19 protein-coding genes are annotated in these 20,081 nt (G+C 57.2%); 14 read left to right on the forward strand and 5 right to left on the reverse strand.

Features of this window, described 5'->3' with window-relative positions:
• Positions 1-5: 5 nt before the first annotated feature.
• Entirely contained in the window at positions 6-1,481 is a 1,476-nt protein-coding gene (locus tag ACR0NM_RS16940) for an NAD-dependent succinate-semialdehyde dehydrogenase (RefSeq protein ID WP_170609187.1), read from the reverse strand.
• A gap of 2 nt (positions 1,482-1,483) precedes the next feature.
• On the reverse strand, positions 1,484-2,761 hold the full coding sequence (locus ACR0NM_RS16945; RefSeq protein WP_170397954.1) for a 4-aminobutyrate--2-oxoglutarate transaminase: 1,278 nt from the start codon (positions 2,759-2,761) through the stop codon (positions 1,484-1,486).
• A 149-nt stretch (positions 2,762-2,910) separates the two neighbouring features.
• Between ACR0NM_RS16945 and ACR0NM_RS16950 the strand changes: the two genes are divergently transcribed.
• The 13 genes from ACR0NM_RS16950 to ACR0NM_RS17010 all read left to right on the forward strand — a co-directional run bounded on the left by ACR0NM_RS16950 (position 2,911) and on the right by ACR0NM_RS17010 (position 16,259).
• Positions 2,911-3,477, forward strand: a complete 567-nt coding sequence (locus tag ACR0NM_RS16950) for a cupin domain-containing protein (protein ID WP_170425413.1) — start codon at positions 2,911-2,913, stop codon at positions 3,475-3,477.
• A gap of 137 nt (positions 3,478-3,614) precedes the next feature.
• Complete coding sequence (locus tag ACR0NM_RS16955) at positions 3,615-4,088, forward strand: VOC family protein (RefSeq protein WP_170819077.1); 474 nt, start codon at positions 3,615-3,617, stop codon at positions 4,086-4,088.
• Positions 4,085-4,435, forward strand: a complete 351-nt coding sequence (locus tag ACR0NM_RS16960) for a hypothetical protein (RefSeq protein WP_170397963.1) — start codon at positions 4,085-4,087, stop codon at positions 4,433-4,435. The genes ACR0NM_RS16955 and ACR0NM_RS16960 overlap by 4 nt, the downstream gene beginning before the upstream one ends.
• The gene (locus ACR0NM_RS16965; protein WP_170684571.1) at positions 4,432-4,569 is read left to right on the forward strand and encodes a hypothetical protein; all 138 of its coding nucleotides are present in this window, start codon (positions 4,432-4,434) and stop codon (positions 4,567-4,569) included. Before ACR0NM_RS16960 ends, ACR0NM_RS16965 begins: the two co-directional genes overlap by 4 nt.
• Positions 4,566-5,534, forward strand: a complete 969-nt coding sequence (locus ACR0NM_RS16970; RefSeq protein WP_170407972.1) for a carbon-nitrogen hydrolase family protein — start codon at positions 4,566-4,568, stop codon at positions 5,532-5,534. The genes ACR0NM_RS16965 and ACR0NM_RS16970 overlap by 4 nt, the downstream gene beginning before the upstream one ends.
• A 42-nt stretch (positions 5,535-5,576) precedes the next feature.
• Entirely contained in the window at positions 5,577-8,309 is a 2,733-nt protein-coding gene (locus tag ACR0NM_RS16975; RefSeq protein ID WP_480615818.1) for an aminotransferase class I/II-fold pyridoxal phosphate-dependent enzyme, read from the forward strand.
• Between the two features lie 22 nt (positions 8,310-8,331).
• A complete protein-coding gene (locus ACR0NM_RS16980) occupies positions 8,332-9,780 on the forward strand; it encodes a biotin carboxylase (protein ID WP_480615820.1) in 1,449 nt (482 codons plus the stop codon).
• An 8-nt stretch (positions 9,781-9,788) separates the two neighbouring features.
• Positions 9,789-10,778, forward strand: a complete 990-nt coding sequence (locus ACR0NM_RS16985) for a C45 family autoproteolytic acyltransferase/hydolase (RefSeq protein ID WP_480615822.1) — start codon at positions 9,789-9,791, stop codon at positions 10,776-10,778.
• A 138-nt stretch (positions 10,779-10,916) separates the two neighbouring features.
• The gene (locus tag ACR0NM_RS16990) at positions 10,917-12,401 is read left to right on the forward strand and encodes an ArnT family glycosyltransferase (RefSeq protein WP_480615824.1); all 1,485 of its coding nucleotides are present in this window, start codon (positions 10,917-10,919) and stop codon (positions 12,399-12,401) included.
• Positions 12,402-12,542: 141 nt separating this feature from the next.
• The gene (locus tag ACR0NM_RS16995; protein WP_170407982.1) at positions 12,543-13,304 is read left to right on the forward strand and encodes a glycosyltransferase family 2 protein; all 762 of its coding nucleotides are present in this window, start codon (positions 12,543-12,545) and stop codon (positions 13,302-13,304) included.
• On the forward strand, positions 13,301-13,600 hold the full coding sequence (locus tag ACR0NM_RS17000) for a lipid-A-disaccharide synthase N-terminal domain-containing protein (protein ID WP_039542759.1): 300 nt from the start codon (positions 13,301-13,303) through the stop codon (positions 13,598-13,600). The genes ACR0NM_RS16995 and ACR0NM_RS17000 overlap by 4 nt, the downstream gene beginning before the upstream one ends.
• 175 nt (positions 13,601-13,775) lie before the next feature.
• Entirely contained in the window at positions 13,776-14,411 is a 636-nt protein-coding gene (locus ACR0NM_RS17005; RefSeq protein WP_170397983.1) for a GNAT family N-acetyltransferase, read from the forward strand.
• 78 nt (positions 14,412-14,489) lie between these two features.
• On the forward strand, positions 14,490-16,259 hold the full coding sequence (locus ACR0NM_RS17010) for an adenylate/guanylate cyclase domain-containing protein (RefSeq protein ID WP_170407986.1): 1,770 nt from the start codon (positions 14,490-14,492) through the stop codon (positions 16,257-16,259).
• A 27-nt stretch (positions 16,260-16,286) separates the two neighbouring features.
• Here the strand turns inward: ACR0NM_RS17010 and ACR0NM_RS17015 are convergent, their stop codons facing one another.
• Complete coding sequence (locus ACR0NM_RS17015) at positions 16,287-16,664, reverse strand: winged helix-turn-helix transcriptional regulator (RefSeq protein WP_170397987.1); 378 nt, start codon at positions 16,662-16,664, stop codon at positions 16,287-16,289.
• Between the two features lie 181 nt (positions 16,665-16,845).
• Here ACR0NM_RS17015 and ACR0NM_RS17020 point away from each other — a divergent pair, with 181 nt between their 5' ends.
• Entirely contained in the window at positions 16,846-17,610 is a 765-nt protein-coding gene (locus ACR0NM_RS17020) for a nuclear transport factor 2 family protein (RefSeq protein WP_480615826.1), read from the forward strand.
• Positions 17,611-17,711: 101 nt separating this feature from the next.
• On the opposite strand, the gene ACR0NM_RS17025 is transcribed toward ACR0NM_RS17020, so the two are convergent.
• Complete coding sequence (locus ACR0NM_RS17025; protein WP_170397991.1) at positions 17,712-18,632, reverse strand: pentapeptide repeat-containing protein; 921 nt, start codon at positions 18,630-18,632, stop codon at positions 17,712-17,714.
• A gap of 137 nt (positions 18,633-18,769) precedes the next feature.
• Positions 18,770-20,080, reverse strand: coding sequence for a gluzincin family metallopeptidase (locus tag ACR0NM_RS17030; RefSeq protein ID WP_170397993.1), 1,311 nt, complete (start codon positions 20,078-20,080; stop codon positions 18,770-18,772).
• Position 20,081: the final 1 nt, after the last annotated feature.

The following is a 20,081-nucleotide window of genomic DNA, read 5'->3' on the forward strand; positions in this document are numbered from 1 at the left end:
GGCGCTTACTGAATTTCACCCATGCAGAGATACTTCATCTCAAGGAAATCCTCGATCCCGTATTTCGAACCCTCACGGCCCAGACCGGATTGTTTGACACCGCCGAACGGGGCGACTTCGGTCGAGATCAGGCCAGTGTTGATGCCCACCATGCCCGATTCCAGCGCCTCGGCCACACGCCAGACGCGCGCCAGATCGCGGCTGTAGAAATACGAGGCCAGGCCGAACTCGCTGTCATTGGCCATGCTGACGACGTCGTCTTCTTCCTCGAATTTGAACAGCGGAGCGACGGGGCCGAAGGTTTCGTCCTTTGCCACAACCATGTCGCGGGTTACGCCAGTCAGAACGGTGGGTTCAAAGAATGTTCCACCCAGATCCGAGCGTTTGCCACCCAGCGTTACAGTCGCCCCTTTGGAAACCGCGTCCGAGATATGTTCTTCAACTTTGTCGACCGCCGCCTGATTGATCAGGGGACCTGTGGTGATGCCGTCGCCAAAGCCGTCGCCGACATTCAAAGATTTTGTCTTCTCGGCCAGCTTGGCAGCAAACTCGTCATAGACGCCCGCCTGCACATAGATGCGGTTGGCACAGACGCAGGTCTGGCCATTGTTGCGGAACTTCGCGATCATCGCGCCATCCACGGCGGCATCCACGTCGGCATCGTCAAAGACGATGAATGGTGCGTTACCGCCCAGTTCCAGCGACATCTTCTTGATGGTGCCCGCCGCCTGACGCATCAGGATCTGTCCTACACGGGTCGAGCCGGTGAAGGTGATCTTGGCGACCTTGTCATTGGTGCAAAGCTCATTACCAACGCCCGAGCTGTCTGTGCCCGGGATCACGTTGAACACGCCCGCTGGTATACCCGCACGTTCACCCAAAACCGCCATCGCCGTCGCCGACAGCGGCGTCAACGTCGCTGGGCGCGCCACAAAAGTACAGCCCACGGCCAGCGCCGGGCCAACTTTGCGCGCGATCATCGCGTTGGGGAAATTCCAAGGCGTGATTGATCCCACTACGCCCACGGGCTGCTTCAGCACCACGATGCGCTTGTCGCGCTGGTGGCCGGGGATGACGTCGCCGTAAACACGCTTGGCCTCTTCCGAGAACCACTCGATAAAGGACGCGCCATATAGGATTTCACCGCGCGCCTCGGGCCAGGGTTTACCCATCTCGGCGGTCAGGATGGTTGCCAGATCGTCTGCGTTTTCGACCATCAGGTCGAACCATTTGCGCAGAATGGCGGCGCGTTCCTTGCCAGTCTGAGCAGCCCATTCCTTCTTCGCAGCGTAAGCTGCATCGATGGTCTGTGTTGTGCCTTCGATGCTGACATCTGTCACATTGGCGATCAGATCACCGGTTGCAGGGTTGTAGACAGGGAACGTTGCCTCACCTTCGACCCATTCACCGTTGATATAGGCGCGGGGTTCCAGAAGGCTGGGATCTTTCAGCTCCAGCTTGGTCACTTTGGTATCCAGCATGTTCAGGCTCCTTTGGCAGCGTCGATCGAGGCTTCGAGGATATCCATGGCCTCGGCGAAGATTTCGTCCTGCACCGTCAACGGCGCGAGGAAACGAATTACGTTCCCATATACGCCACATGTCAGCAGGATCAATCCACGCTTCAATGCCTCGACCCGTATGGCGTTTGCCATATCGGGATTTGGGGCGCTGCCGTCGGTCGTGTTGAACTCGGCCGCAACCATAAGGCCCGGACCACGAATATCTACGATCTCGGGCGTGCGGGAACGGATCGATTCCAGACGCTGTTTCAAGCGCGAGCCCAGCTCATTGGCGCGCGTGCACAGGTCTTCTTCCTCGATCACATCCATCACAGCATGGGCGGCGGCGATCCCCAGCGGGTTGCCGCCATAGGTTCCGCCCAAACCACCCGGGTGCGCGGCGTCCATCAGCTCGGCACGACCGGTGACGGCGGCCAGCGGCAGACCACCGGCCAGACCTTTGGCCATGGTGGTGATATCAGCAGAGACGTCATAAGCGTCCATCGCGAACAGGTTGCCAGTGCGCGCAAAGCCGGTCTGTACCTCATCGGCAATCAGAACGATGCCATGTTCGTCGCAAAGCGCGCGCAGACCACGCATCAACTCAGCCGGAGCGGGGTAGAAGCCACCTTCGCCCTGAACCGGTTCGATGATGATCGCGGCCACCCGGCCCGGATCAAGATCGGCCTTGAACAGTTTAGTCAAAGCACCCAGCGAATCTTCGGTCGAGGTGCCATGCAGATCGATCGGGAACGGGACGTGATAGGTATCGGGCATCATCGCGCCGAAGCCTGCTTTATAGGGCTGAACCTTGCCGGTCAGCGACATGCCCATGAAGGTGCGGCCGTGAAAAGCGCCGCCAAAGGCCACTACAGCCGGGCGGCCAGTGGCAGCACGCGCGATCTTGACGGCATTCTCGACCGCCTCGGCACCTGTAGTGACAAAGACGGTTTTCTTGGTGAAGTCGCCGGGCACCTTCTCGTTCAGGCGCTCGGCCAGGCGGATGTAGTTCTCATAAGGCAGAACCTGATGGCAGGTATGGGTGAAGTTCGCGGCCTGTTTCTGAACAGCCTCCATCACCTTGGGGTGGCAATGCCCGGTGTTCACAACGGCGATGCCTGCGGCGAAATCAATATAGCGTTTGCCTTCGACATCCCAGACCTCGGAATTCACGGCACGGTCCACATAGACTTGTGTCTGCATTCCCACGCCCTGCGCGATCGAGGTATTCCGGCGTTCAGCAATCTGAGCGTTCAGCATCTTGCGTCCTTTCCCGTTTCCGGGCGCGGTGCCCGTAAGTTTGACTGCGCGACTGTAGTATCTGCGCCTGCAAGCGAAAGCCTGTTTCTTGTGATTCATAAGCCATTGATTTACCGTCCCGGCAGGATCAAGTGTTGCGGATACTGAACATGAAGAACACCAGCCAAGAGGATTTGACCCTCGGATTGCGCCTGCGAACCTTGCGAGAGCGTGCAGGCTTATCTCAGCGGGCGCTGGCCAAGAAGTCGGATGTGCCGAACTCAACCATCTCGCTGATCGAGTCGGGCAAGATGAATCCATCGGTTGGTGCGTTACGGCGTATTCTGCAAGGCATACCGATTGGCATGTCCGATTTCTTTTCCTTCGAAATCGAACCTGAGCAGACCGTGTTTTATGCCTCAGAAGAACTTACTGAGATCGGAAAGGGTGGGCTGTCTCTGCGGCAGGTAGGATCAAACCTGCATGGTCGCGCGATGATGATCTTGCAGGAAACTTACGAGTTAGGGGCTGACACCGGTCGCGTGATGTACGGGCATGAGGCGGAAGAGGGCGGTATTGTCATCTCGGGTCGGGTGGAGGTGACCGTGGGCGATAAGCGCAAGGTACTGGGACCAGGCGATGCTTATTATTTCGACAGTCGCACCCCGCACCGGTTCAGGCAGGTCGGCCCCGAAGTTTGCCGGGTCATCAGCGCCTGCACTCCGCCTACATTCTAAGCATCACGGCAGAAATTTCAGCACTATGCATCATAGTGTTGCAGTATCTCCTGGTTTGATCCACAGTATGATGCATAGTGCGGGAAATTCCTGCAGATAATTCAGGGTGTCCGCCGCCCAATTCAGAGAGTACCGGAATGAAAAAGAAACCTGCCACTCTGCCACGTGGCTATCGCACCTGCACCGCATCGCTTGCCGTCGCCGACGTCGATGCCGCGCTAACTTTCTACGAAAGCGCCTTTGATGCGAAGATACAGGCCTATGACGCAGATGAGGCCCCCGGCTTTGCCTCGATCAAGATCGGCAACTCGATGCTGTTTGTCACCGCCGGATGGGGTGCGCACGGCCCCGCCGTTCCGGGCACAGTCACACCGATTGGACATCATATGTATGTCGAAGATGTGGACACTGCCCTTGCAGCCGCGTTGGAAAGCGGTGCCAGCCTGATCGCTGAGGCGGCGGACACCTATTGGGGCGAACGCTGCGCCACGATTGCCGATCCGTTCGGTCATGTCTGGACGTTGGCGACCCGCGTCGAAAACCTGAAGCCAGCGGATATCAGTGAACGGCGCAAAGCGCTTCTAGACGCGGCGCAGATCGAGGCTGCATGAACGACGCCCCCCTTCCCACATTCACGATCCGTCAAAACGATCTGGCCATTCTCGCGGCTGAGGGTCGCATCGGCGACTATCCGGTCGCCGTTCGCACGGCGCGTGAGGTGATCAGCGGTGGCTTTGCCAACCACTCGGCGCATCCCAATACCTGGACTGTGTACTTTCTGGTCGATGGCCAATGGGCGCTGGTCGAATCCACGCGCGGGCTGCGGCGGGAGTGGTCCAGCCTTGATCGGCTCGAGAAATGGCTGCGCAGTTGCGGATTCCGGTTCTTCTGGGTTCGCAACGACATCGATTTTGTGGAACCGCAGGCAGAAGATACCGCCGAGGAAGCCGCAGTATGAAGGCAGTCGCCTCGGAAAACCATAGCCTGAGGACAGCAGGCTTGCGTGACCACACGGTTTTATGTTCCGATGAAGAACGCCGGATCAAATCGGCGGTCGCAATCGGCAAGAAAATGAGAAGAAACGAAAAATGACCCCTTTTGCGATAACCGGAATCCAGATGCATGTCGGTGCGTTGCAGTCGAATGTCGACGCGATGCTGCACCGGATCGACATTATGATGGCACGGTTCCCCTGGACCCAGATGGCCCTGTTCAGCGAACTGGCGCCTCATGGTCCGCTCGACCGGTTTGCCCAGCCCTTTCCCAATGACGACCTGTCGCGCTTTCAGGATGCCGCTCGGCGTTATGGGATCTGGCTGATCCCCGGTTCGATGTTCGAAAAGCACGAAGATGGACGGATTTTCAACACCTCGGTGGTGATCAACCCCGAAGGTGAGATCGTCTCAAAATACTCCAAGATGTTCCCGTTCAAGCCTTATGAACAGAACATAGCATCGGGTACCGAATTCTGCATCTTTGATGTGCCGGATGTGGGCCGGTTTGGCCTGTCGATCTGCTACGATATCTGGTTCCCCGAAACCACCCGCCACTTGACTAGCCAAGGGGTCGAGGTTCTGCTGCACCCGGTTTTGACCGGCACAACCGACCGCGAGGCCGAGCTGTCGATCGCCAAGGCGACCGCTGCGCAGTTCCAATGCTATGTGTTTGACGTGAACGGGCTGGCCGCCGGGGGCGTGGGCCGCTCACTGGTCGTTGATCCCTCGGCCACCGTGCTGCACCAGTCTGCGGGACAGGAGGATATCTTCCCTATCGAGATCGATCTTGATCAGGTCCGCCGCCAACGCGAGGTCGGACTGAAAGGTCTGGGGCAGGTTCTCAAAAGCTTCCGCGACCGCGAGGCGGAGTTCCCGGTCTATGACCGTACCAGCGGGGCGGATGCCTATCTGCACACGCTCGGCCCGCTGCGCATTCCGCAGAAAGGCGACGTTGCGGGCGTCGCTGCATCCGACCCCAGAACGGCGCTGGGATATACTGAAGACGCCGCGACCAAGCCCGACAATCTGTATCTCTACAAAGGGCGCTCTGGCACAGACTGATACCGGCCCAGCTTTTCGGTATCGGCAGAAAGGAAAAATTTCATGCACGGCATTTCCGATAGCGAAAAGCTCCACACCATCTCGGACTACTACAGCGCCTCGCAATTGAGGGCAGACCGATGGAGCGCGTTGCGGGAAACGGCCGAGTCCCTGGATCAGGGCGGTAACGAAAAAGATCGGGACCGGGCACGGCAGTTGCTGCAGGCGCTGGCCCCGATCGAGGTGTATTTCGCTTTTCCGGGCGGATCGGCGTTCGACTATCTGCGTCGTTTGCTGGACCATGGAAACTTTGGCGATTTTTCAACCGCCGTGCGCCGGGTGTCGCGGGCGCTGACCTCAGGGGCCTATCGTCGCCGCTCGATCCCGCTGATCGCGGATGAGACCGAGGTTGATGAGTTCGAGGACGAGTCCACTCAAAGCCATGAAGCCCGCGCGCTGGGCCGCCCATATTTCGAGGTGATGATCGTTGACAAGGTCAACGAACATCAGGAACGGTTCCTGCAAACCAGCCTGCAACGGATGCGCCGCAGTGAAGATCCGTTTATTTATGAAACCGTTGTCGTTCCCAGTGTCGAGGATGCGCTGATCGGGGTTCTGTTCAACCAGAATGTACAGGCGGTCATTGTTCGCCCGGGCCTTAGCCTGAAGTCCAAGAACGAAACCAATGTTTTGGGCCGCTATATCAGCCTCTATGGCGAGGGCGCCGATCTTGATGCGCTGTCCCCCTCGGAATACGGCCCTGAAACCTGCCGCAGGATCGGCATGCTGCGCCCCGAGCTGGACGCTTATCTAATCACCGACCGTTCGGCGGAAGATATTGCCGGTCTCGATCTGGGCCTGTGCCGGCGGGTGTTCTACAATCAGGAAGACTTTCTGGAATTGCACCTGAACATCCTGCGCGGAGTGCAGCGGCGCTATAAGACGCCGTTCTTCACGGCGCTCAAGGAATACTCAAAACAGCCCACGGGCGTGTTCCACGCAATGCCGATCAGCCGGGGTAAATCGATCAGTCGAAGCCACTGGATTCAGGACATGGGGGCGTTCTACGGATCAAATATCTTCATGGCGGAAACTTCGGCCACGTCTGGCGGGCTGGATTCGCTGCTGGAACCCAAAGGTCCGATAAAAGAGGCGCAGGAGGCTGCCGCCCGCGCATTCGGCTCTAAACAGACGTTTTTTGCCACGAATGGCACCTCGACCTGCAACAAGATCGTGGTGCAAGCTCTGGTCCGGCCCGGAGACATCGTGCTGATCGACCGCGACTGCCACAAATCGCACCACTACGGCATGGTGCTGGCGGGAGCGAGCGTGGTCTATATGGACAGCTATCCGCTGCATGATTACTCGATGTATGGCGCGGTACCGATCCGAGAGATCAAGCACAAGCTTTTGACCCTGAAGGCCGAAGGCAAGCTGGATCAGGTTCGTATGGTGCTGCTGACCAACTGCACATTCGATGGCATCGTCTACAACGTGCAGCGGGTGATGCAGGAATGCCTGGCGATCAAAAAGGACCTTGTGTTCCTGTGGGATGAGGCGTGGTTCGGTTACGCGCGCTTTGCCCCAAATTCGCGCGTACGTACTGCGATGCGATCAGCCAATATCCTGCGCGAACAATTCCGCACCCCAGAACATGCCGAGGCTTATGCCAACCAGCAGGAGGAACTGAGGGGCGCGGATGATGAAACCCTTCTGAACACCCGCCTAATCGCACCGCCCGATGCACGCGTTAGGGTCTATGCCACACAATCAACGCATAAAACGCTGACTGCGCTGCGGCAGGGTTCGATGATCCACGTCAATGACCAGCAGTTCAAAGGTGCGGTCGAAGAGGCGTTTCACGAGGCCTATATGACCCACACCTCGACCTCGCCCAACTATCAGATCATCGCCTCATTGGATGTTGGGCGCAGACAGGTTGAGATCGAAGGATACGAATTCGTCCAGCGGCAGGTCGAAAGCGCGATGGCAATTCGCCGGGCCGTGACGACCCATCCGCTGCTCAGAAAGTATTTCAGGCTGGTCACGGCGGGCGACATGATCCCCGAGCAATATCGCGAAAGCGGCATGACCAGCTATTTCGATCCCGATCAGGGATGGGCCGATGTTTGGGATTGCTGGGCCAAGGACGAGTTTGTTCTGGATGCCACCCGCATCACGCTGCATGTGGGCGCCACGGGCTGGGACGGCGATACGTTCAAGACCAAGATCCTGATGGATAAATACGGCATTCAGATCAACAAGACCTCACGTAATACCGTGCTGTTTATGACTAATATCGGCACCACGCGCAGCTCGGTCGCTTATCTGATCGAGGTTCTGGTCGAGATCGCCAAGGAGTTGGACGATCTGATGGACGATGCCTCGAAGATGGAAAAACGGGCCTTTGAAAAGCGCGTCAGGAATCTGAGCGAACACGTCCCACCTCTGCCCGATTTTAGTCGGTTCCACGATGCGTTCCGCTGTGAAGCAGGTACCGAAGCCGGTGACATCCGTACGGCGTTTTTCCTGTCCTATGACGAAGACAATTGCGACTATGTCGAACCCGACAAGGAGATGTTGGAACGGCTCGAAGCCGGGGAAGAGATGGTCTCGGCCACCTTCGTGATTCCCTATCCGCCGGGCTTTCCCATTTTGGTACCGGGGCAGGTGATCAGCCCCGAAATCCTCAAATTCATGCAGGAACTGGACGTCTCGGAAATCCATGGATTCCGTGCCGATCTGGGCCTGCGCATTTTTACCGAAGACGCTTTGAAGTCAGTAAAGAACCCCTAAGGGGTCAGGGAGGACAACAATCATGCCAAAGAAGGTGCTGAAAAACATCTCGGAAATCCGCCGGTATTTCCATACCAACAAGGACCCGATCTATTTCGTATCGGCAACCAATTTCAACCTGTTGGGGCTGGATGAATGGGTGATGAACTTCACCTATATCTGCTACATGGATTGCTTTGACGGGCGACATCCGAACGTGTTTGTGCCTTCGGAAATGCCGCATGATGAGTTTCAGTCCATCGAAGACATCAACAATTATCTGCTGCAGCACAAAGAGGTCATCGACCTGGTCAAGCGGCGCGGCGGCAAGCCCAAGTTTGTCTTCCTGATGTTCGACGAGACGACCGAGAAGCTCGTCAAGGAGCTTGGCGGTCAGCTGTGGTTCCCCAAAGCCAGGCTGCGCACCAAATGTGACAACAAGATCGAAACTGTCCGTATCGGCAATAAGGCGGGTGTGCCTTCGGTGCCCAACACGTTGAGCGTTGTCAAAAGCTATGATCACCTGAAAAAGATCTGCGAAAAGGCCGGATTGGGGAATGATCTGGTGCTACAATCCGCCTTCGGCGACAGTGGCCATACGACGTTTTTCATCAAGTCCGAGGCCGATTTCAACAAGCACAAAGACGAGATCATCGGCGAAGGCGAGATCAAGATAATGAAGCGGATCGATTGTCGCGGGGCGGCGATCGAGGCCTGTGCGACCTCGGAGGGTACCATCGTTGGCCCGCTGATGACTGAGCTTGTGGGCTTCAAGGAACTCACGCCTTATCGCGGCGGCTGGTGCGGGAATGAGATTTTCTCGACCGCTTTCCCACCTAAGGCCCGCGAACAGGCCCGGCAGCTGACGTTCCAGTTCGGTGAAGAACTGCGGAAATCCGGCTATCGCGGCTATTTCGAACTCGACTTCCTGATCGACAAGAAAACCGATGAGCTGTGGCTGGGTGAACTGAACCCCCGCATCACTGGCGCCAGTTCGATGACCAACCACGCGGCCTTTGCACACGCCGATGCGCCGCTGTTTCTGTTCCATCTGCTGGAGTTTTCAAAGAAGCCCTTCGAGCTGGATGTCGAGGAACTGAATGCCCGCTGGGCGGATCCGGACATGATCGACAGCTGGTCGCAAATGGTAATCAAACACACCGATGACAGTGTCGACCGGATCACGCAGGCCCCACAGTCGGGCATCTACAAGATGCTGGAAGATGGCCGCGTCGTGTTCGACCGCTTCGACTATCACCGCCGCGCGGTGGGCGAGAACGAAGCGTTCTTCCTGCGTATCTCGAATGTCGGTGATTACCGCTATGAGGGCGCTGATCTGGGTATCCTCGTGACTCGCGGGCGGTCGATGACCAAGGGCTTCAAACTGACAGACAAATCGAAGAAGTGGATTCATGGGATCACTTCGGCTTATACGGCTGAACCGCTGCCCGCCGCACAACCGATGGAAGACCCCGCCTTCAAAATCATGTAGAAAGCCCCATGGCGCTTGTTTTTCGCTCAATCGACGAGGAACAGCCCGGTCCCAAGCTGGCCGGGCTGTTTGCCGAATACTGGCCCGCCTACCGCAAATGGTGGGCGCAAGAGGGATATTCGGCCCGCCCCACCTATCGCGAATGCCTGCGCGCCCTGCAAAAACACATGCCCGAGATTTTGCCGCTGTACGAAGAGATCGTCGAATTGGTCGGCGGCAGCGACAGCCAGGCGCGGTTTCTCAGCTTTTACTGCCCGCCGAAATATCTTTCGGGCTGCAGCCAGGCGATTTGGCGTGGCAAAACACCGTTTCTGGTGCGCAATTACGACTACCATCCAAAAACCTTTGACGCCGCTCTGCTGAAAACCCAATGGGGCGGGCGCGGGGTCATCGGGATGAGCGACGGCGTTCTGGGTCTGCTTGATGGCATCAACGATGCCGGTCTGACGGTCTCGCTCACCTTTGGCGGGCGGCGCGAGGTCGGCGACGGCTTTGGCGTGCCGCTGATCCTGCGCTATGTCCTTCAAACCTGCGAGACCACTGCGCAAGCGGTTGACTGCCTGTGTCGCATCCCTTGTCATATGAGCTATAACGTCACCGTTCTGGATGCGAAACACAATCACAGCACGGTGTACCTTGCCCCGGACCGGCACCCGCAAATCTCGGACCAACCAGTGGCGACCAACCATCAGGGCCATGTCGAATGGTCCACCCATGCGCGCTTTACGGCCACCGTGGAACGCGAAAGGTTCTTGCTCAACCGTCTCAACCAGCACCCGGAAAGCGAGAAGCGGTTTATCGATGCGTTCCTGCGTCCGCCGCTTTATTCAACGGCTTTCAGATCAGGTTTCGGCACGCTCTATACTGCGGTCTATCGGCCTGCGAAGAAGCAGTTGCAACTGCTTTGGCCCGGTGCCAGCTGGGACTTGTCCTTCGATGGCTTCAAAGAGGGTGAGCTGAGCCTGATGTTGCCCGACGAGGCCAAGCCTGCAGTCTGACAAGCGCGGTCGCCTTTCTAAACTTCTTGCTCTTGGACGGGCGACGCAATAATGGGAGCGCGACGCGCGGCAGTTTCAAACAAGGCCCGGCGGGATCAACACCACATATTTCTATGACGCGATAGGACCACGGAAAGCATGACCGGTACCTCCCCAAATTGGCTAAGATTGCTTCCTTACTTCGTCACCGCATTGGTGATGGTCCTGGTCTGGTCCTGGTATCTGACTGATCTGGGTGTTGGGAACATCTATCACTACGATGAATTCTACACTTATGACCGCAGTACAGGCTTTGCGCGCAATGGGGACTGGCTGGCGGTTTATTCCAACAACGAACCTAGCCTGAAAAAACCGCCCATGCAGTATTGGATGTCTGCGCTGCTGATGGAGTTTGGCGTATCTGATATTCTGGCCTTGCGCCTGCCGTCGATGATCTTTGCGCTGGGCGCGCTGATGGCAACGGCCGTACTGGCGCGGGTGATGATCCCGGACAGCCCCTGGGCCATGCTGCCTTCGGTCCTGCTGGTGGCCACGTCGCTTCAGTTCTGGCAACACGCCACATCCGCGATGCTTGATACCGGTGCGGTTTTCTTTTCGACCCTTGGAATTGCAGCCCTGCTGGCAGCGTTGGAAAAGCCGAAATACTGGCCTTATTTCGGCGCAACTCTGGTGTTGGCCGCCTTGCAGAAAAGCCCAACCCCGCTGGCCTTTCTAGCGCTGGCACTAGTGACGCTGAAGTTGACCAACAGATGGCAGACGGAACCGTTTAGCGAGATCTGGCAGAACAGAACGTTTCGCCGGACGCTCAAGATTGCGATCCCGCTGGCCTTCGCCTGGCCGATCCTGCAAGAGCTTCGGTTCCTCTTTGGCGACTCGCTGGATGGCAACATCAAAGGCGAGATGCTGGATCGTTTTCGCCCATCGCTCAGCGATCGCGGCTTCGGGAAGCTCTATGATCTGATCATCGCGGGCGAGCCGTGGTTGCGGCTGCTGGGTTTTGTCGGCATCTGCGCTCTGCCATTTCTGCAAAAGCGGCCCAGACTTCTTGCTGCAACAGGGATAGCAGCGTTCTTCGTTATCATGATGTGGGCCGCAGCCGGCAAGGTTTATGCACGCTACACCCTGCTGATCCTGCCGATGCTGATGGTCGCGGCAACCGGTTTGTTGTTTTCGGTCAAGCGCCTGCGCTGGGCCGGGATGGTGGCCGCGCTGGGTCTGGTCTTTGTTGCAGGCGGCCTGTTCTATGACCGCGATGCCACCGATCTGGGCAAGGGTCGCGTGCGTTTGGGCGTGCCCGAGGCCGAGATTCTGACCCCTTTGGGTGCAATGCTGCAACCGGATGAAACCCTGCTGCTCTGCGCCTATGACCGCAAGTTGCGCGTACCGCCCGGGGCCGCATCGGTCTTTGCTTCCAACGGTAGGCGCTTTGTCTATCTCAGACGGCTGGAGCTGCACAAATACCTCGACAGGTTCGGCTATACCACCGGCCCGCTGCGAGGGCTCTGTTCGGAGGGTGAGTTGTCTGAGCTGGCACCTGACCTGATCGGGCTCGAGACGCAGCCAACTGCGGTTGACGGTTTGGTCTATTGGTCAGCAACCGGTGTCACGCCCGCCCCTGAATAGGAGACACGGTTCAATCCGCCCCATCGCTGAACAATGCCCCAACAAGTTGCGCAGATGTTGGCCTGCGATGCGGTGGCCACTTGAATTTTCGCCGTTGATCCCGCAAAAGCCCTGAGACTGAAACAAGTAAAGCTATCCACTATGCATGCTGATCATGATGCCAACGCTGACAATCGACCCACTGTGTCGATCGTGATTCCCATGCATAACGAACAGGGGGCTGTTCCTGGTCTTATCCAGGGCATCTGCACTGCTGCGACCGAATTGCCCGCGTTCGAGATTGTCGCGGTTGATGATGGATCGACCGATGGCACTTTTGCGGCGCTGCAACAGATGCAGAAAGACTGTCCGCAACTGCGCATCCTGCAGCACAAAACGGCCGGTGGCCAAAGTGCTGCCGTGCATTCCGGCGTCAAGGAGGCACGCGCGGATATCTGCTGCACGCTGGATGGCGACGGACAGAACCCGCCGGAAGAGCTGCCAAAGATTTGGGCGCCGCTGGTGTCGGGTGGTGATGCCTCGATTGGCCTGGTGGCGGGGCAACGGGTTGGCCGACAAGACACTGCGTCAAAGAAGCTTGCCTCGCGCTTTGCCAATGCACTGCGGGGCTGGATGCTGAAAGACGGCACCCGCGACACCGGCTGCGGTTTCAAGGCGTTCCGACGGCAGGCTTTCCTCGATCTGCCCTTTTTCAATCATATGCACCGTTATCTGCCCGCCCTGTTTAAGGCCTATGGCTGGAATATCGCGCTGGTGGATGTGGCGCATCAGCAGCGTTTGTCGGGCGAATCCAAATACACCAATTTCGGGCGGGCCATGGTCGGCATCTGGGATCTGTTCGGCGTCGTCTGGCTGACCCGCCGCGCCAAATCCGTTTCCGCAACCGAGGCGTCCCGGTCATGAAAGAAACCATTCTGGAAATCCTGCACGTCGACAGCCCGACCGAGGCGCTCTGGGTCTTTATCGGTCTGGCCGGTCAGCTGATGTTCAGCGCCCGGTTTATCGTGCAATGGATCACGTCCGAGCGCGCCAAGAAATCCGTCATCCCGATGGCGTTCTGGTACCTTTCGATCGGCGGCGGGCTTATCCTGCTGAGCTATGCGATCTATCGCCGTGACCCGGTCTTTATTCTGGGTCAGTCGATGGGCCTGTCCATCTACCTGCGCAACATCTTCCTTATTCGCGCTGAAAACCGCTGATTGATCGTAACGCTTCTTTACGACCTGCCACCCATTACAAGTTTGTCGGCTGCACCCGTTCAGCGGGTAGCGGCCTACGGCTGCGTTGTGTGAACAACCTCTTATTGTTTCTGAAATTTTCGTGCTAGTATCCCGCGAATAGATTTTCAGAATTGTACTCGGAGGATATTTTCTCTTGCCCGATAGCTCACCCCGGTTGTTCAGATTGCGCCCTCTGGAAAAGGCGGATCTGGGAACAGTTGCGCGCTGGTTTCAGGATATCCATGACCTGGCACTGTTCGACCGAACGTCGCGCATTCCGCAGAACCTGGTACAGACCGAGCAATATTGGGAAGACGCGATAAACGCCTCAAAGGACTGCTGCAAATGCTGGTTCGCAATCGAATCTGACAGTGGTGATCTGGTGGGGATGACCGGGCTTGAAGCAATTTCCAGCGTCAACAGGGATGCGGTGGTTCCGGTTTTTGTCGACAAATCCATCCGTCGACATGGCGTGGCGGTGCGTTCGGTTGCGCTGATGCTGGATTTCGCATTCCGGCAATTGGGGCTGAACCGTATCACCTCGTATTACCGGGCCGACAATCACAGCAGCCGTGATCTGATCCAGCGAATCGGCTGCGAGATCGAGGGCACGATGCGTCAAGCCTGGTTCGCGGATGGGCAGTTCCATGACATGGTTGTCGTCGGCATGTTGCAGCAGGACTGGATCGCGCGTCGAGAGGTGCTCGCGCAGGAGTTAGGCACCCAAACAGTGGTCAGTTTTGATGCCTCTGGGTGGTCTTGGCCCCCCGATTCCGGTGCAGATACCTAAAATGTTACGTATTCTGAGTCATTTTTTGCTAAAACAGTCCTGTCGGATTCGACATGACAACACAATTGAGTATTGCCAGTGAACACGACCGGTTCGGACGCATCAATAAAACAGAAACTAGGCGCGGTGCTTTTTGCCGACGTTGTCGGCTATTCCCGCCTGATGAGCGAGAACGAGATGGATACGTATAACGCGTTGAAGTCTTTGCTTTCGCAGCTTGAATCGGCTTGCTCAAAGTATCAGGGCAAAATCATCGAAGTGCGCGGTGACGGCATTCTTGCCTTATTCGACACGGCGACCAGTGCGGTAGAGTTCAGCATCGAACTGCATCGGATCGCTGCGGAACATAATCAGGCGCGGGATGACGAGCACAACATCAAATTTCGCGCTGGCGTTCACATGGGCGAAGTTCTGATGGACGAACGCGGCATCCATGGTGACAACGTCAATATCGCTGCCCGCCTGCAGGAGATTGCCGAGCCAGAACGGGTTTATGTCAGCGCAGCCGTCTATGAACAGATCCGTAACCGCCTGCGCTATGGCTATGAATTCCTCGGTCCCAAGCAGCTCAAGAACATCATGTCTCCGGTCGCGACCTACTGTGTCCGAACCGAGGTCGAGGGTGCAACAATGGCCGCAACCCTACGTCCTGAGATGCAGCTGGAAGTGCTTGAAAGGCCCGATAACCCGTCGGTTGCGGTGCTGCCCTTTACTAGCCAAGGCGGGGATGAAGATGATAGCTGGGTTGCCGAAGGGCTGACCGACGACATCATCATGAACCTGTCCAAGTTCCGGAACCTGTTCATCATTGCCCGGAATTCCTCGTTCTTCTTCAAGACCCAGTCGATGTCGCCGCAAGAGGCCGCTCGGCGCCTGAACGTGCGCTATATCGCGCGCGGCAGTGTGCGCCGCTCGTCCAGTCGTATCCGGATCACGGCCGAGCTGATTGACGCCAACACCGAGCGCACCATCTGGGGTGAACGGTTCGACCGTAAGCTCGACGATATCTTCGATATTCTGGATGAGGTGACCGAGTGCATCGTTGCCGCCACTGCAGTCATGATCGAGTCGCATGAAAAGCTGCGCATGGTGCAGGCAATCCCGTCAGATCTGCGGGCTTATGGTTCGGTTCTGCAGGGGCAGCACCATATTTTCAAATATACCCGCAACGACAACCGCAAGGCGCAGCATTGCTATGAATCCGCGCTTGAGCGCGACGGCGGGTATGCACGGGCCGCGGCGGCGCTGTCACGCACGCTCAACATCGATTGGCGCTATTCATGGACCGAAGACCCAAACAGCGCGCTGGACAAGGCCCTGTCGCTGGCTCAGCGCGCGGTGGAGCTTGACCCCACAGACGCGCGCGGGTTTGGAGAGCTGGGCTATGTGCAGCTTTATCGTAAAGAGCATGACTCGGCGATCGAATCCTACAAACGCGCCCTGCAGCTTAACCCCAACGATGCGGACATGCATTCGGACTACGCCGATGCGCTGGCCCATTGGGGCGACAACGAAACCGCCATCAAACATCTGCAGCAGGCGATGCGCCTGAACCCCTATTTCCCCGATCAGTACCTGTGGCATCTGGGCGGGGCCTATTACAATCTCAAACGCTATGACGACGTGATCTCATGCGTGAACAAGATGAACAACCCGACCGAGGGGCAGCGCGTGCTGGCCGCCAGCTATGCCCATAAGGGCGAGCTGGAAATGGCCCGCCAGATCGCCGACAAACACCGCGCAGCGCATCCCAATTTCTCATTGTCGCGCTGGGCCAAGGTTCAGCCAGACCGCCTGTCCGACGACACGCAGCATTTTGTCGAGGGGCTCAAAAAGGCCGGGTTCTGAGCTGCTGCCCGATCTCGCCTATAAAAATCAACTCGCCTGTTCGCGGTCGAACTGCATGCGTAACCGCCTGACTTCATCCATTTGTTCATGCGACCAGAAGACGAGCGGTTTCAGCATTTCAAGCAAGCTTCTGCCCAAAGGTGTCAATTCGTAAGACACTGCCACTGGCGGTCCGGGATCGACGGTGCGGGTCAAATAACCATCACGTTGCAACCCGCGCAGGTTTTCGGTCAACACACTTTGTGTGATGTCTCCGATACAGCGCTTGAGATCGCCAAAGCGTTTCGGCTCATCTTCCAGCGCAAGAATGATGATCATCCGCCATTTGCCCGTCACATTGGACAGTACGGAACGGATTGAGCAGTTGGAAGCTTCTGCCTTGTTGGCAACACCAATTGGTAGCATCTCAGTCTCTGGTATTGTTTCGAAACTTAATCGCACAATAGCGTCACCTTAGCTTCGGTACAACTCCCTGAAAATTCAGGCAGTAGCCTCAAGCATACCAGGTCATTTTAAAGTACGTAATTGAAATGTAGTATGGATTTGCTACCACGTATCCAGTAGATACGAATCACAGGAAATCAACATGTCCCCCAAAGAACTTGTAATCGCACTTTTTACGGCTGCCTTTGCTGAACATGATCCGGAGGCAGCGCTACAGCTCGTTACCCCGGACTATGTTCAGCACAACCCGCAAGTCCCGACCGGAGCCGAAGGCCTGGCCGGCCTGATCCCTTTGGTCGAACAATCCGGGATGACTGCAACTACCCACCGGGTCATCACCGAGGGCGATATGGTTGTATTGCACAGCACGTTCGACAACGCGGACGCTTTTGGTGCACCGACCCTCGCCGCCTTTGACATATTCCGCGTCGAGAATGGCAAAGTTGCTGAACATTGGGACAATTTGCAGCCCGTTCCTGAAACAACAGTGTCGGGCCGTGGCATGACAGATGGGCCGACCGAGATCACCGATCTTGAGAAAACAGAAGAAAACAAGGCGCTGGTTCTGGGGTTTGTGCGTGACGTTCTGGGCGGTGCCGCGCCCGAGAAAGCTCCGATGTATTCCGAGGTCTATATGCAGCACAATCCAATGCTTGCCGATGGGATCGATGGCCTGATCGAGGGCACCAAAGCCTGGGCAGAGCAGGGGAATGTGATCACCAAATTCGAGCCGCAGATTGTGGTGGCCGAAGGCAACTTTGTCTTTGTCGCCTCAGATGCCACCGTCAGCGGGAACCCTTGGGCCTTCTTCGACCTATGGCGAGTCGAAGATGGAAAGATCGTTGAACATTGGGACGTAGTTTCGCCTACGCCAGCCGAAATGGCGCACGAAAACGGCAAGTTCTGATCTTCGAAAGGTATGGCGGGTCAGGCATAAATGGCCCGCCTACCCAAAGCAGACGTCGGAATAAAACCAAACGTCAATAGGTCAGGATCATTTCAGCCGTCCTATTCACCACGTGCCTTTGCGCCGCTGACTTTGGCACCTGACACCTTAGCACCGGACACCTTGGCCCCGCTGACCTTGGCGCCCGAGACCTTGGCCCCGCTCACCTTGGCGCCCGAGACCTTGGCTCCGGACATCATCGGTGCGTCATACTCAAAATAGACGTCCAGCAGCACGTCTTCGATCTGACCGGCTGCGATATCCATGCGGATGGTGTAATCGGCCTGATCGTAGTTCCAGACGCGAATATCATTGGCCATCTGGTAATCCGCTGCCGCGACGCCCGAAACCGAGGGGTTCATCGGCGCGCGTGCGGCCTGTTGTGTGGTGTCCGGCGCGTTAGCGTCATTGCTGGTCTGCAGCTTGAAGCCATGGGGCAGGTTGCCACCCGTCGCGCTCTCGCCTTCGCCATGCACCAGAAAGATCGTGGGCTCCGGCATCTCGTAATAGGTGCCGTCATAGGCGAAGCCGTAAATCCGGGCCAGTCGTGCATCGCCTCCGAACTGGTCCCCGATGAAATTATTGACGCCGCGACCCCTCCGGCGGCCATCCTGTTCGATGAACAGCTGTTCCGAGTGCCGGTTCGCGATCTGCTGCCAGTGGGTATGCTTGAACTGACGTCCACGGCGTATATAGACAAACGAGTCGTGCGGAACCTTCTTCCGCTTGTCGAACTTGAACTTGTCGCCGTCCTTGATGACCTTGTAGATTCCGGACTTTTCGTTTGCCGCATCCCCGACCTGGACCAGAACACGATCGTCTTCCCGGACATGTACGCCGTCGATTTTGGTGAATTTCTTACTGAAGTCGTAGTCTTCCTCAACCTCTTCGGCCAACCGGACCGAGCGTTGTTTCAGTTTTAAATCACTTAACTCTCGCCCAAACAGTAATACCTCGGAAAAACTGAGTAAGGACTCAGACATATCACTTTCTCCCTATCGGGGGTCGACGCTGCCGATTGCCTCGCCTGTCCCGGTTTGCGCATTCAGTGCGCGTTGAATGTCACTATTATCACCCCGTGCGCGTAACCTGCCACAATAGCGGGGGAAAAACAAAGACTTTAAGGTTCATTCACCTCGGGTGACAGCGTACGAACCGACGCGGCATGGCTCGTGCCGTCGGGCTTGGTCAAACGGGGGCCGGGCGCTGTCAATCCGATGTGGCGCATGCGGAAATTGCCTTCGATAATCTGCCGGAATGCGCCGCCGGTGACCTCGTGATCGACCATGACCAAGGCGCGTTCAACGCCGAAGTAGCTCAGCATATCGGGGTCCAGTTTCTCCCACGCATCTGCAAGGTAGGACCCCAGCAGGTCCCGCGCTTCGATCAGGGCGACCCGAAAGCCTTCGGGGTCGGCTGCGTAATGTTCGTCGAACAGGTCCTGCATGATCGCATTGTATTCGTCGGTTCCTTCCAACTCGTCCGAGAGCTCCTCCATCTCCGGGTCGATCACGTCATGTGCTACCAGTCGTTCGTGGTAGATATCGACCAGAATATCGAACATCGCCCCGGTCAGTGGTTCCGAAAGGGCGTGTTCGCTGGACCATCCATGCGAGAATTCAGAAAGCGTCCGGTCATTGGCGGCGATCCGAATTTGCGAGTTCTGCGACAGCTCGGCAAAGCGGCTCAGCCGGTTATAGGTATAAAGGTTGCCGCGCGTGTTTTTCAGCAATTCATCCACGACCGAGCCGAAATGCAGCGACGCCAACAGCGCCACCATATCGGCCGCCGATTCATGGAACCCATAATACTCGCCGGTCGCATCCTCTTCGGATGGCATGCCGACCACGCTGTAGATGATGGCATGGCCGATCTCATGCGCGACCACATCGAAGTTCAGGCTGTAGGGGCGGTATTCGTCACCGATATCGCGAGTGCCACCGGTTTCCAGAAATCCCCAACCGATATGCGCGTTATCTAGACTTGGCAGCAACGATAGCTCAAGCCGCTCGAAATCACGCGCGAAATGCCAGGGGATCGGGCGATTAAAATAGCCCTCCCACACATCCATGGTGAAATGGGCCGCTCCGAACAGATGGGCGGCTTCAAAGGCCGGGTCCTCGGGATCGATATGGATGAAATTGCCAAACTCATCGGGCTCGGGCGGCGGCAGGATATAGCCGTCCCATGCGGGCAGATACATCTCGGGGCCGTCTTCACCCTCGATCATCGCGCCATAGGGGGTCGTTTTGTCGACCGGGTACATCGCATACATGCGGGGGCCCGATGGGCCTGGGCCTATGGTCCCTTGCGGGGCCGATATTTCGACCAGTTCGGGCTTGGAATTCGGCTCTAAAAAGGGCGATTGCGGATATAGTAAGAACCGCGTGCCGGGGGGGTCATTCTCTGAATAGTCGGGCCAGATTGCCAAT

The sequence above is a fragment of the Ruegeria sp. AF2 genome, from assembly GCF_056542025.1.